The organism is Pontiella sulfatireligans (assembly GCF_900890705.1).
Taxonomy (GTDB): Bacteria; Verrucomicrobiota; Kiritimatiellia; order Kiritimatiellales; family Pontiellaceae; genus Pontiella; species Pontiella sulfatireligans.
Window position 1 is genome coordinate 2,669,094 of the sequence record NZ_CAAHFH010000001.1, and the last position, 12,932, is coordinate 2,682,025.

Below are 12,932 nucleotides of genomic sequence, written 5' to 3' on the forward strand. Positions count from 1 at the left end.
CCGTTCCTATATCTATTCGTGTTCATCCGTGTTCATCCGTGGTTCAACTTTCTGCCCATGAAGTTCGAGGATTTGGCGGTCGAACTGCTCGGCTTCCGCATACCGGTTCTGGGCGCGGAGCACGCTGGCGAGGGCGCCCATGGTTTTCAGCGTTTGGGGATCGCTTTCGCCGAACACGCGTCGTTGTGTTTCCAAGATTTGGCGCAACAGCTGCTCGGCTTGAGGATACGCAGTCTGATTGTGCAGCGTGAGCGCCAGTTGATGCTGCGCTTCGAGCGTCTTGGGATGCTCGGCTCCCGCCGTCTTTGCTCGGAGCGAGATCAACCGGCGGTAGTATTGCTCGCCCAGCTTATAACGTCCCCGGTCGCGCAGGATGCTGGCCAGCAGCTCCATCGCTTCCAACGTATCGGGATGGTCAAATTCCAGCATCTGCTTCCGGATATTGAGTTCGCTGCGGGCCAGCTTTTCGGCTTCCTCATATTTTTCCTGCTCGAAAAGCACATGGGCCAACGCGTGTTGTGCATCCAGCGTTTCGGGGTGCTCCGTACCCCGGATTTTTTTCCATGCCGAGTGCACTGTGCGGTTGATTTCTTCCGTCTCCCCGTATTGCCCCTGACGGCCCAGCACACAGGCGAGCTCGCGCATATGCTCCAGCGTCTGTGGATGTTCGGCGCCGGTTTGCTGCTGCCGGATTTCGACAAGCTTGCGGAAGAGCGGTTCGGCCTCGTTGCGCTTGCCCTGGGCGCATAGTGCCCTGGCAAGGTTGTGCATGGAATCCAAGGTGTCGGGATGGTCGGGGCCCAGCACGCGCTGCTGGACTTCCAGCATGGTACGTTGAACGGCTTCCGCCTCAGCATCCTTGCCCTGCCCGCGCAAGGCCTGGGTCAGACCGCGCTGCGTTTTCAGGGTGGCCGGGTGTTCGGCGCCCAGAATGCGTTGTTGGGATTCCAGCACAGTGCGATGGATTTCCTCGGCCTTTGCATACACGCCGCGCCCGCTGAGTACTAAGGCGAGGTTGTTCAGCGTCTGCAGCGTTTCGGGATCTTCGGGGCCAAGAACTTGCCGCTGCATTTCCAGTATGGTGCGGAACTTTTCTTCGGCCTCCTCATGCCGCCCCTGGGCGTAGAGGTTGACCGTCAGGCTGCGCAGCGTCAGCAAGGTGTCGGGGTGGTCGGAACCCAGCACGCGACGGCGATTCTCCAATACACGGCGGAATTGCGCTTCGGCCTCCTTATACTCGGATTGACGGAACATCACCTCGGCCTGGTCGTGCAGACAGGCGAGCGTTTTGGGATCGTCCGGATCCAGCGTATCGAGGATCAGCCGCACCGACTCGTCGGCATGCTTGCGGGCTTTGTCGTATTCGGCCAAGCGCAAATAGAGGCTCCCCAGCATTTGGTGGATACGGGCCTTTTCCAACGGTTGGCCGGACAAGTGATGCTCCAGTCGTTCCGCCGCCTGATCGACAACGGTGCGCAGCTTGATGTCGCGGTCCGGTTCTTCGGCCGGATCGGCGCGAAGGAGCAGTTCATCGGTCAGGAAGCCGAATGCGGCTTCGGCCAGGGCCTGCTTCCGCTGGGCGCGGTCAGCCTCCAGCGTTGCCCGTTCTTCTTCGTGCATAGCTCGTTCGCTTTGAAGTGTGGCGTTTTGCTGCGAAGCCTCGGCGAGGCTCGTCTGCCGCCGCGCCCGGTCGGATGCCTGACCGGCGAGTAGCTCCTGCTGCTGGGCGCGCTCGGAGGCGCTCATCGCGCGCGATTCCTGCAGGCTGGCCCGCTCGGCTTCGCGGACGGCGCGCATTAAAGCAAGGGTGGAGATCCACGCACCGGCAATCAACGTTATGCTGACACAGGCGGAGGCAACCAGCCCGACGCGGTGCCTCCTGATAAATTTTTTCGTCCGGTAGGCCATGCTCGGCGGACCGGCCGAAACCGGTTCGTGGTTGAGATAGCGCTCCAGATCATGGGACAGCGCACCCACATCGCCATAGCGCCGGTCGCGCTCCTTTTCAATGGCCTTCATAACAACCCAGTCAAGATCCCCTCGCAGCAGGTTGTAGAGTGTTTGCGGTCGTAGCTTCCGGCCGTGGGCGATGGCGGAGGCTTGAGCCCCCATGGCATGAAACAGCTTTGACGGCCGGGGCAGATCGATCGTTTCGAGCAGCCGCCGTATTTCAGAAATGCCGTTGGGCAGCTCGCTTTGCAACGGGGTGGTTCCCGCCACCAGCTCGTAGAGGATGATGCCCAGAGAATAGATGTCTGTCCGCGTGTCGATATCGGCAATGTCGTGCCCGAGCTGCTCCGGGCTCATATACATCGGCGTGCCCATTACCCGCTCCTTCATGGTGACCAGCGTCTGGTCGGTCAACCGCCCCTCCAGCGACTTGGCGACGCCAAAGTCGATCACCTTCGGCAGCGGCTTTCCGTTTTCCTCGCACACGAGAATGTTGCTGGGTTTGAGGTCGCGGTGGAGGATTCCTTTCTGGTGCGCATGCTGGACGCCGTCGCACACCTGCCGGAACAGCTGGATCCGCTCGGACAGCGGCAGCCGGTGCCGGTCGCAATATTCGAGAAAGGGAACGCCGCGCACTAGCTCCATCACAAAATAGGGGCGGCCCGTTTCGGCAACGCCGGCATCGTAGACTTGGGCAATATTGGGATGATCCATGCGGGCAAGCGCCTGGCGCTCCACCTCGAACCGGCCAAGCACCTCCTTGGTGTCCATCCCCAGCTTGACGATCTTCAGCGCCACCTCGCGCCGCAACGGTGCGGTCTGTTGGGCGCGGTAGACTTCGCCAAAGCCGCCTTCGCCCAGCAGCTCCTCGAGATGATAGTGGCCGATGGTGATGCCCACCAGGTCGGGGCAGTCGACCAACGTTTCGCCAACGGCATCGCGGCTCAGGAATCCCTCGGTGGTGATGTAGGCCTTGAGCAAGCTTTCAACCTCCTCGCGCAGGCTGCCATCCTCCCCGCACGCTTCATTGAGAAACTCTTCCCGCGCATTGCCCGTTGAAATCGATCGGGCCTCGGTAAAGATTTCCCGCATCCGGTCAATCGACTGTTTGTTTGGATCCATATCCTTCCACCTAAACAGTACATGCGGCAAACGCGCCGTTTTTGCGCAGCCGATGAAAAAAATATAATGCACTTTCCCCGCCCTGCTGACAAACGGAGGCTATACCCGCGAAAGACATCACGCAATCCGGCAACATCATCTTTTTTGCGCATTTTTCATCCCGAATTCGCATCTATTAAGTGAAGGGGAAAGCAGGGCCAGAGGGCGACCAACCAAATGGTTCCGGCTTTCCCAAAAGCCTGCAACTAGGCAGGCAAGGAGCAGGACAATGAACATAAAATGGACCGCTATGTCGGGGTTGGGGCCGGGGGCTTGGGAACGTGATGATCAGCCTTTGTTCATCCCCTCAATGCACTACCACTCGCAGGAGCATAAAACAGGGGCTGCCAAACCAGCCGAACCGCAGCCCCCCTCCTCCGTACCCGAGCGAGATGACCGCTCACCGGATTGATGCCGGAATATCCCCGATCTGAGGTGCGCACTTTTTTCGCAACCCGCGCATCTATGGAATGAAGGGAACCCGAGGCAATTCATTTTGAGAGCGGGCGCCCCCGCCGGGTGGATTCCGGGATTTCCCACAAGACCTGCTATGAAGCAGGAAAGGAGCAGAACCATGAAAACGAAAGCATTAAACATGATGGGGCTCGGCCTGGCGCTCGCGCTGCTCTGGCCGGTCTCGCAAAGCTTGGCTGCCAAAGGCGGAAAGCCGGGCAAACCGAAGCCTCCGCCAGAACCACCCCCGGAGCAGCCGATCAGCTACCAGCGGGTTGATATTGAACCGCAACCCCAGCAACTGGGTTACACCACAACGTCCATCAATGACCTCGGGGTTATTGCAGGAACATTTGCAACCAGTATATCGGAGGACAACAGTGAATATATCGTTCTCCTGCCGCCGTATGTGAATGCGGAGGGAGTCGTGAGCTATCGGGCGGATGATGTTGTTGTGGTGGGAACAAACGAAGCGTACGCGGGATATGGAGGCCTCCTTATAAACAACCTCAACCAGATTGCCGGTGCGCACATTACATGGAGTGATGTCGTCTTCACAAACGATTGGTTCCCAGAGGAACCTTGGACGAATTGGTGCCACCGGGCTGTATTCTGGAACAGTGATGGAGCGATGTCAGAACTCTGGAATCCCGATGCGAACGATCTAAGCCAAAGCTGTGCCATCAACGATTCAGGACTGGCTGTGATTGCCGACTGCGAGGACTATGACAACATTGAGGATTGGTCCGGTGATAACTGGTGGAACATCCTGAGCAGTTACGTTGTTGCTCCGGATGACCGCAATGGGGATGGTGTCGCCGACACATGGTATGCAGATGACGACGGGAACGGGATCAACGATCTCGCATACTTGATTGATACCTTGGGGTATCAACCCAGAGCCATCAATGAATATGGAACTGTCGTCTTCAGTGAAGGCGTTGCTCTAACCCCCGACTATGATGATCCAGACGGAGATGGGAATCCGTGGTTCGCCGATGGCAACGGAGATGGCATCAATGATCTCCTCAAGGCCCTAAAGCCTCTTAAGGATGGCGGGACAGCTAGAGCCGGGGACATCAATGATTTCGGGGAGATTGCAGGAAGCGACTGGACTGACTGGGATGATAGATGTGCAGTCCTATGGGCAAATGCTACCGCTCCCCCTGTTGATCTCGGAAAGCCTGTGGATCAGACGGAATATGTCAGCGCAGCCAGCATCAACAATGTCGGCCAGATTGTTGGCTTATTCGGTGCTAAGAACGACTATTACCGTAATGGGAAGTGGAAGATAGCTCTCCAGCGATCCTTTCTGTTCGATGAAGGAGTAATATATGATTTCAGAGATTTCGTCCCTGACCATGGAGCAGGGAATGCTCTAAACGACATAAACGACAATGGCTGGATTCTTAGTGCGGGATATGTCTACGTTCCCGTGGAATAGTTGCCGGAATGTGAAAACTGTAGCCGGAGGCGGTGACTCCGCATGCAATGAACGGGGTCGCCGCCTCTGCCGACATCAACCCAACCTTATTCACCGTCATTGATGGCGCGGAAGAGCCAGGCGCGGGCGAAGGCCCAGCGGTTGTCGGCGGTGCGCTTGGAAATGTCGAGGATGTCGGCGCACTGCTGCTGGGTGAGCCCGGCAAAGAAGCGCAGCTTGACCAGTTCCGCGCCCTCGGGATCGACCTCCGCAAACTGGTCGAGCACCTCGTGAACCTGCAGCACTTCGTCCGAGGGATCGTTGACGCTTACGTTCGCGACATCCATTTCGGTGCGACGCCAACCGCCGCCCCGCTTCTGACAATTCTTTTTGCGGGCATTCTCGATAAGGATGCGGCGCATGGCTTCGGCAGCGGCGACAAAGAAGTGGCGCTTGTTTTCCCAGTGCGCATCGGGATCTTGAACCAGCCGGAGATAGACCTCGTTCACCAAGGCGGTAGTCTGCAAGGTTTGTCCGGGCTTTTCCTGCGACAGGCGGTAGGCCGCCAAGTGGCGCAACTCTTCATAGATGAGGGGCATCAGCGCCGCAGTCGCTTCCGAACCATCGAGCCCCTCTGCCCCCAGAATTTGGGTGATCTCACAAACGGTTTTCGGATCAGCTTTTTTCTGTTGTGAAGCAACGGCCATTTCCAGCCCCTCCAAGCAGCTTTTAACGTACTCTTCGGGATCGGGCTGACAACAAGAAAAACCGCAAATCTTATATAAAAAGAACACTATTCCATTCACTTTACATGCGAATGGTTCAACACCGTCTTGCTACTAGCCGACGATATAATTCACGGCGTTTTGGAACAGCTTGAGGCCGAGGCCTTTCTCCGGCAGGTTGCCGTCGAGCTTTTGCTTGTCCCAGTTGGGGTGGTTTTCGGGGAAGAGGTAGGCTTCCGGGTGCGGCATCATGCCGAAGATGCGGCCGGTCGGATCAGTCAGTCCGGCAATCGCGTTGAGCGAGCCGTTCGGGTTGGCCGGAAATTCCAGCGTCGGATTATTGTCCGCATCAACATAGCGCGCAGCAACGCAGCCGGTTGCTTCGATCTTTTCGAGCAAGGCGTTGTCGAGCGTGAAGATTTTGCCTTCGCCGTGGCGGATCGGCAGCGGCAGCGTGCCGAGGCCTTTCGTGAAGACGCACGGGGAGCTGTCTTCAAAACAGATGTCGCACCAGAAATTCTGGAAGGTGCCGCAGTCGTTTTGCATCAGCGAAACGGTCGGTTCAAAATAGCGGCCATCAAGGCCGGGCAGGAGCCCCATCTTGGTCATCACCTGGAAGCCGTTGCAGATGCCCATGATCAGTTTGCCGTCGTCGATAAACTTCTGCAGCTGCGTCTGCATGTGGTGCTTCACGCGCATGGCGAAGACGTGGCCGCTGGTCATATGGTCGCCGTAGGAAAAGCCGCCGATGAACATCATGGTCTGAAAGTTTTCCAGCTGATCCGGGTTGTCCAGCAGATCGTTTAGATGAACCAGCTCCGGCTCCGCGCCGGCCAGCTTCCACGCATGCTCGGACTCTGCCTCGCAATTCACCCCGTATCCCGTAATAATCAAAATCTTCGGCGTACTCATCGTGTATGTTCCTTGTTTTTAAATTTTGATTTATGGAACTCAATTGCCGTTGGGCTCTAAAAAAAGGCCGTCGGAGACCCGAAAATCAAAAAGCAGCAATTAAAAATCGAAATTCTATTTGTTCATATCATTTAACATTGCCGTTGCAGCGGCGGACGGATCTTCGGCCTGCAGGATCGGCCGTCCGATCACGAGATGTGTTGCACCCTGCTCGACAGCGAACGACGGAGAAGCCACGCGCTTCTGATCGCCCACGTCGCCTTCCGGCATACGGATGCCCGGAACCACCAGCAGGGCGTCCGGGAAAGCCTCGCGCAGCGCCTTGGCTTCGTGCGCGCTCGTCACCATGCCGTCGATTCCCGACGCCATGCACAACCGGCCCAGTTCAACGGCCTGTTCAGAAACGGTGCGGCTGATTCCTAGATCGACAAAATCTTCCTGACTCAGGCTGGTCAGCGTCGTTACAGCCACCAGTTTGGGCGGATTTTCGCACTTGGCAGCGGCTTTGGCCGCTTCTTCGAGCATGGCCCGTCCGCCGATGGCGTGGACGGTCATCAAATTTACCCCGTGTGCGGCGGCGGTTTTGACCGCATTGCCGACGGTGCGCGGAATATCGTGCAGCTTAAGATCCAGAAAGATCTTCTTATTGCGCCGTTTCAGCGGTTCCAGCACAGCCGGGCCTTCCGCGCAGAAAATTTCCAGCCCAACCTTGTACCACTCAATAAAGTCGGGCATTTCCTGGAGTTTTGCCTCCATGGCCTCAGCATTCGGCACATCGAGCGCCACGATAATTTCAGCTTTATTCATAAGAAAATCCTTTCTGCGTTCCAAAGTTCGGAAAACTAGCAGAAAACGCCCATGGGCTGGAACTTTTTACGGCGGGATTTTTCCACGCACAGGAAGAATAGATTCTTGCGAAACAGGCTGTAAATTAAAATGCCCAGTTTGGAAACCCCGCACCCCGAAAAAAAAAGGTTTCGAATTGATCGGGGATTTGCAAATAAAAGCCCCCCCTGAGAGCGCGCAGAGATTCTAAAGCCAGGGAACGCAGTTGCCGAAAGGTGTTTGATGGGCGCTAAATCGCTGCGACGGGGAAAGTGGTAAGATTACGGGGAGGTTGCTATGCGCATTGATTTCTTTGACTTTCCCTAGAGGCTTCGACTATTGTTTCTTGAGTCGTAATGCATGCATAAAAATGAAACAAGCGACCGGGACGATATGGAAGTTCAGAAAAAGAAAAAACGAATCGTAGCCTCCAGCGCCGCGCTCATGAGCATCGCCATTCATGTGGTGCTGATTCTTGCGGCAGGAAGCATGGTGGCGCTGAAGTATTATAAGAAGAAAAGCGCCGGCTTTCAGATCGAGGAGCAAAAGCCCAAGCTGGAGCGCCGCAAGCTGCAAATGCCGGTCAAGGCCCAGCCGTTCATTGAACAAATGAGCAAGCCCAAGATGCAGACCACCTCGCGGATCACCGCCAACGCCCCGCAAATGGTCAATATTCCCGAACAGGGTGAATATCTGAAAATGGCGCCGATGCCCACCTTCAAGGGCGGCTACACCAACTTTGTGCAAATGGACCGTTCGCTGGAATTCAGCGCAAAATACCGCGACGTCTCCTTCGGCGTCTCAGCCGTCGATTTCTTCGGAACCAAAGGCAAGGCCGAGAAGATCGCCATCGTGGTCGACACCTCCAAGGCCATGCTCTACGACGAGCGTGGCGGCGCGGAATCGTACAGCATGGTACATGAGGATCTGCACGAAGTCATAGGCAACATGCGCTCGGCCACGCTCTTCAACGTGGTGCTGTACGACGGCAGCCAAGTCGCCCTCTTCAACCAAGGAATGGTGCCCGCCACCCCGGCGGCCAAAACCAACGTGCTGGAGTGGATTGGCGGCATCAACACCAATCTCGCGAAAGTCGGCCTACTGGACGGCATGGCCAACTATGCGCCGAAAAAAGCGTATGACGTTCCCATGGAGCAGCGCGATGTAACCGGCTGGCTCAAGGGGCTCCAAGCGGCCGTTGAGCTCAATCCCGAAATTATTTTCCTGCTCTCCTCCGACTGGGGCAATGTCACCACCATGGAGGAAGGCATCTCCTACTTCCTCAACACCAGCGTCTTTGAGGAATACCAGCAAAAGCGCGCGGCCTACTTCCTCGAAGAAGAAGACGCCAAAGAAGACATGGATCTCTACAGGGCCGAATTCGACCAAATGCGCGCGATCGCCCTTAAAATGCTGGAGCTCGAAAACCAAGCGCGCATCGATGCCGAAATGCAGCCCAAGGTCGTGCGGGACTGGGACGAAATCCTCTTAAACAACGAGGTCGAACTGCCCGAACTACCGCTAGTCGCCGATCAGGAAGAGGTCGGCGCCAGCCCGGCGCAAACGCGCTACACAATCGACGAAGTGCTCGAAACCATCTTTGTGATGGTTATGGACAACTACCGGCAAAAAGGATTCCCACAACTCAACTTTGTAATGCTCACCGGCGAGGGGTTTTCACGCAACTCCACCGCGGCCGCATCGATGATGACTTCCGATGCGAAGTTTCAGAACCTGACCAAAATGGTCAAAGGCCGCTTCCGCTACCTCGAGGGCATGCCGGCGGTCGACAACCTGCTCATGCAGGATGCGGACGACGTCCTTCAGCTGATTGAAAGCGAAGAAACGGAGGAACTGTAAATGAACAAATTCTTGCTCCTTTCTTTCGCCATTGGCCTGATGGCCGGCTCGGCCCTCGCAGAGGATGAACTGCACACCTTTTCCAATTCTGAAGGAAAAACCCTCCAAGACCGCATTTTAAAGTATGACTTCAAAGAGCACATCGTCCTGCTGGAGGAAAAAGGCAGGGTGCCGCTCGATACCTTCTCCGAAGCCGATCAGGAATACATCCTGCTATGGAACCAACTCAACGGCTTCCTCTCCACCATGCGCTTTAAAACCACCCTCAACAAGTCCCGGTGGGCGAGCCTGAAGCACGAGCAGAACATCACGCCCTATTTCATGGATGTGGTTCAGCTGCCGGGCAAACAAACGCCCACGCACAACCTGGTAATGATCGAAGACTACGAGGAATACAACGCCCTCTATCTCGAAGGCGAGGGGTTCGAAATTGTCCTGCGGAACCAAAACCAGTTTCCCATCGAAAACATCGTCGTCGAAAGCAAACTCTTCTACGAGCAGGAATACTACGTCATTCCCGACAACCTCTTCAACAGCGAGAACAACGAGTACACCGACACCGTCACCACCAACAAAGTCCGTTTTCTTTCCGAAACCGTCCCCGTGCTCATCCCGCTCGAAGAGGTGGTGCTCTATTCAGAATGCGCCCCCATCGTTGATCACCAAATCGACCGCACTTCGCTCGTCTCCGAGACTGAATCGGAATCTGAAAGCGATGACGAAGAAGAAGAAACAACTACAGAAATAGAAGGCTTTGGCGAATGGAGCGACCACGGACGGCGGCGCAAAGGGAGGACCACTGGAGTTTGGGTGCGCATCGGCATCAAAGGCCCTGAAGGCGAAATGGTCTGGCGCGAAACCACAAACCCCTCCACCCTGTCCGACAAGGTTTCGTGGGATCCCATTCCCGAAGAACCTGAAGAAGAAGAATAAGCCGCTCAGCCTTGAGCGGGGCCGGATTCCGATCCAGCTCCCTTTTGCGGAAGACGCCGGATCGGAATCCGGCGCCACATCAAAACCCGAAAATCGAGTAGGACAAGGCTGAGTGATTAAGCTCAGCCTTGTTCCTCTCACAGAACCGTGCGTACGGACCTCGTACACGGCTCCTGTCTACTTTTATCCCCGATTCAACGGGGAAAGCGTTCCGGTCTCTACTTGATCGGCTGGGTATAGCCCGATCTCGTTGAACCAGCGGTTGGGCATCGCCATATGGGCGAGCTGGCAGGAGGCGTTGCGCCAGGAGGCCATTTTGATCCGCTTAAACTCTCACTTATAGCCCAGTTGCCTGAGCCGTCGATGGAGCTTTTGCGGTTTCTTCCACAGCTTCATTTGTATGGCGCGCAACCTCCGTCTTAGCCAACTCATCAGCTTCTTCAACTCCGTCTTGCAGTTCGCAACCTTAAAATAGTTCACGAACCCGCGCAGGACGGGATTGCTCGACTTCACCTTTTTGAATGCCGTTTCCAACACCTGAGCGTGGAGTAAGCAATCATATAAACTGTACCAAACCCGCATCCTATCGTTCATCCTCTCTTCGTTATGCTTCACTCCGTCCATCTTCCGTTTTCACGATCTCGTTCGATTCTTCAGCGGGCTTCCAAGGGCTTTTATCCGGTTCAACGGCAATATGCCTCTTCCGCAACACCTACTCCGAAGGAACAGTTTGCCTCCAGCCCGCTCGTTCCCGAGTTCGCCAAAAGCCCGTCTTTCGACGGCTTACCTCCCCAGAACCGCGTCCCGTCAACCGACGAAACTTTCAAGTAAACTTCACCCCTTTGCATCCAGCCGACGCTTTTGGCCATCGACCGCCCCCGCGAACAAGCCGCAGGTCGATCCGGTTTTGCCCTCCACACCCTCACGGGCTTTCACAGGCCGGATCTTCATCACTACTACGGGTTCATCTGCCCCCCTGCACGTTTCACCCAATCCCTTGAACTTCTCTTCTTGGCATCGGGCTATTGCGCTCACGCGCAAGCCATACAGGGCTTCCCCGGTTATTACTCCGGCTCCCCGTGAACGATCCCATCCTCAATCACATGCGCAGTCTGTCCGAGTATCGGGCTTCGCGCTATTTTGCACGCTGACCCACCACGCCTGCCGAATCAGGTTTACAACCGTTATGTACCGTTCACTTCCTATCGCTTCCTTCAGACCCCGCCGTTACCAGCAACGCCCTTGCGATTCGGATTCACTTCCCCTCGGACGGGGTGTTATCGCCTTCTTTCAGGCGACTGGGTTTGCCGGCTTTGCCGGGCAAACAAAAAAACGGGCTCGCAACACTGCGAACCCGTCGTTGCTGCAAAATGGACGCAACTATTTTGCCTGAATCTTGCCGGTAAGGAAATCGGTCATAAACTGCATGACATCAGGATGGCTCATGTTGCCGCAGTGCCCGCCGATGGGGAAGATTTTGGAGCGGTCGCCAAATATGCTTTTAAGGTATTCAACTTGGCCGGGCCCCATGATGACATCGTCTTCATTATGCAGGAGGCCGATTTTGGGATTCCCTTTCAAAAAGGGCTCCAACTCGTACAAACTGGCACGATGAATCAGAGCTTCCTGTGTCAGTCCAGGCTCTTGTTGCGCATAGAAAGGGAAGAACCACTCGTCAAAATAGTCCACAAAGCTGGTTCGATAGCAAACCTTGGGATAGTCGCCAAGTGAAGACGAGGCCTTAAATTCCACATGCTGCGGAACGACATAACCGCCGCCGTTCATCACATCCACGGCAAAAACCATATCGGCGGAACTCATCCGGAACGAGAGCCCAATCAACGCCTTCAGAAAATCTTCGCGAGGCGGATAATAGCGGTACAGCTTGTAAATTGAATCACCGGAAAAATCTGAAATCCCGGACTCTTTCGCATCATTCGCCAGCATTTGAATGGTGTCCTCAATCCACGGGCCGAAGTTCTCCACCCCGCCAGGAATGTTTTCCACCAGCATTTGATTCAATCTATTGATCGAAACATAGACATCGGCCGGCGGGTTGACCAGCAGCACCCGGTCAAAATTGAACACGCGGCGTTCTGAGTCGAGCTTCGCAACAAAAGCAGACTCAATGCCGCCCAGGCTGTATCCCGTCAGTGCATACCCAGAGATTTTAGCCTTCTTCTTTTTGGCGTAGGCATCCGCCATCTCCATTACGCGATAAAGGTCCTTCGCGTCTTCGGGCGTGTTGCCCGGCATGCCGCTGGAGGCATTAACCACAAAATTCATGTGTGTGGGAGAGGTGATGCAGACAACATGAAACCCCGCCTCATAGAACTGACGCTTCATAACGAGCATCTTGGGCGATTTGTACTGCGCTCCGGTTCCGGCAACCACAAAAATCAAAGGTGCCTCTTTCTTTTGCAGGGTTAAGGAACACTTCAATCCTTTCTGATACCAGAAGACGCTGGGAACCTCCCGGTCAGGAAAAACATTCAGCTTAAAATCGCGGGAAGGGACTTTCTCGACAAGATCGGCCTTATAGGCATCCGGAAGCGGTAGAACCGTAGCCTCAAAGGGATTCACAAACGGAAAAAAATAAGGATGTTTGGAGGTTTCCGTCCCGGAGTTTGCGGTCAACGTTCCCGTCAGGAACAATGCGGCGATCAGTGTATATTTCATTACTCGACCCT

Annotated in this window: 10 protein-coding genes; 4 read left to right on the forward strand and 6 right to left on the reverse strand. The window is 55.6% G+C overall.

Going from position 1 to position 12,932, the window contains the following annotated elements; translation table 11 throughout:
* Positions 1-12: 12 nt before the first annotated feature.
* Positions 13-3,072, reverse strand: a complete 3,060-nt coding sequence (locus tag SCARR_RS08955; RefSeq protein WP_136061203.1) for a serine/threonine-protein kinase — start codon at positions 3,070-3,072, stop codon at positions 13-15.
* Positions 3,073-3,340: 268 nt separating this feature from the next.
* Here SCARR_RS08955 and SCARR_RS08960 point away from each other — a divergent pair, with 268 nt between their 5' ends.
* The gene (locus tag SCARR_RS08960) at positions 3,341-3,523 is read left to right on the forward strand and encodes a hypothetical protein (RefSeq protein ID WP_136061205.1); all 183 of its coding nucleotides are present in this window, start codon (positions 3,341-3,343) and stop codon (positions 3,521-3,523) included.
* A 162-nt stretch (positions 3,524-3,685) separates the two neighbouring features.
* Positions 3,686-5,008, forward strand: a complete 1,323-nt coding sequence (locus tag SCARR_RS08965; RefSeq protein ID WP_136061206.1) for a hypothetical protein — start codon at positions 3,686-3,688, stop codon at positions 5,006-5,008.
* Between the two features lie 86 nt (positions 5,009-5,094).
* On the opposite strand, the gene SCARR_RS08970 is transcribed toward SCARR_RS08965, so the two are convergent.
* The 3 genes from SCARR_RS08970 to pyrF all read right to left on the reverse strand — a co-directional run bounded on the left by SCARR_RS08970 (position 5,095) and on the right by pyrF (position 7,431).
* The gene (locus SCARR_RS08970) at positions 5,095-5,694 is read right to left on the reverse strand and encodes an ECF-type sigma factor (RefSeq protein ID WP_136061207.1); all 600 of its coding nucleotides are present in this window, start codon (positions 5,692-5,694) and stop codon (positions 5,095-5,097) included.
* Between the two features lie 132 nt (positions 5,695-5,826).
* Positions 5,827-6,624, reverse strand: coding sequence for a phosphoribosylformylglycinamidine synthase subunit PurQ (locus SCARR_RS08975; RefSeq protein ID WP_136061208.1), 798 nt, complete (start codon positions 6,622-6,624; stop codon positions 5,827-5,829).
* 114 nt (positions 6,625-6,738) lie between these two features.
* Positions 6,739-7,431: an orotidine-5'-phosphate decarboxylase gene (pyrF, locus tag SCARR_RS08980; protein ID WP_136061210.1), complete on the reverse strand. Its 693-nt coding sequence runs from the start codon at positions 7,429-7,431 to the stop codon at positions 6,739-6,741.
* 378 nt (positions 7,432-7,809) lie between these two features.
* Here pyrF and SCARR_RS08985 point away from each other — a divergent pair, with 378 nt between their 5' ends.
* Both SCARR_RS08985 and SCARR_RS08990 read left to right on the forward strand, forming a co-directional pair.
* Positions 7,810-9,309, forward strand: coding sequence for a CBS domain-containing protein (locus tag SCARR_RS08985; protein ID WP_136061212.1), 1,500 nt, complete (start codon positions 7,810-7,812; stop codon positions 9,307-9,309).
* Entirely contained in the window at positions 9,310-10,242 is a 933-nt protein-coding gene (locus SCARR_RS08990) for a hypothetical protein (RefSeq protein WP_136061213.1), read from the forward strand. It abuts the gene before it with no gap.
* Between the two features lie 333 nt (positions 10,243-10,575).
* Here SCARR_RS08990 and SCARR_RS28585 read toward each other — a convergent pair whose 3' ends face one another.
* Together SCARR_RS28585 and SCARR_RS09005 are read right to left on the reverse strand one after the other, a co-directional pair.
* On the reverse strand, positions 10,576-10,836 hold the full coding sequence (locus tag SCARR_RS28585) for a group II intron maturase-specific domain-containing protein (protein ID WP_222846236.1): 261 nt from the start codon (positions 10,834-10,836) through the stop codon (positions 10,576-10,578).
* A gap of 786 nt (positions 10,837-11,622) precedes the next feature.
* Positions 11,623-12,921, reverse strand: a complete 1,299-nt coding sequence (locus SCARR_RS09005; RefSeq protein WP_136061216.1) for an alpha/beta hydrolase — start codon at positions 12,919-12,921, stop codon at positions 11,623-11,625.
* Positions 12,922-12,932: the final 11 nt, after the last annotated feature.

What these genes read in the sequence shown, in the direction of transcription:
- SCARR_RS08965 (WP_136061206.1), top strand. Translation starts at nt 3,686, where the DNA reads ATGAAAACGAAAGCATTAAACATGATGGGGCTCGGCCTGGCGCTCGCG.
- SCARR_RS08985 (WP_136061212.1), top strand. Translation starts at nt 7,810, where the DNA reads ATGCATAAAAATGAAACAAGCGACCGGGACGATATGGAAGTTCAGAAA.
- pyrF (WP_136061210.1), bottom strand. Translation starts at nt 7,431, where the DNA reads ATGAATAAAGCTGAAATTATCGTGGCGCTCGATGTGCCGAATGCTGAG.
- SCARR_RS08990 (WP_136061213.1), top strand. Translation starts at nt 9,310, where the DNA reads ATGAACAAATTCTTGCTCCTTTCTTTCGCCATTGGCCTGATGGCCGGC.
- SCARR_RS08955 (WP_136061203.1), bottom strand. Translation starts at nt 3,072, where the DNA reads ATGGATCCAAACAAACAGTCGATTGACCGGATGCGGGAAATCTTTACC.
- SCARR_RS08960 (WP_136061205.1), top strand. Translation starts at nt 3,341, where the DNA reads ATGAACATAAAATGGACCGCTATGTCGGGGTTGGGGCCGGGGGCTTGG.
- SCARR_RS08970 (WP_136061207.1), bottom strand. Translation starts at nt 5,694, where the DNA reads ATGGCCGTTGCTTCACAACAGAAAAAAGCTGATCCGAAAACCGTTTGT.
- SCARR_RS28585 (WP_222846236.1), bottom strand. Translation starts at nt 10,836, where the DNA reads ATGAACGATAGGATGCGGGTTTGGTACAGTTTATATGATTGCTTACTC.
- SCARR_RS09005 (WP_136061216.1), bottom strand. Translation starts at nt 12,921, where the DNA reads ATGAAATATACACTGATCGCCGCATTGTTCCTGACGGGAACGTTGACC.
- SCARR_RS08975 (WP_136061208.1), bottom strand. Translation starts at nt 6,624, where the DNA reads ATGAGTACGCCGAAGATTTTGATTATTACGGGATACGGGGTGAATTGC.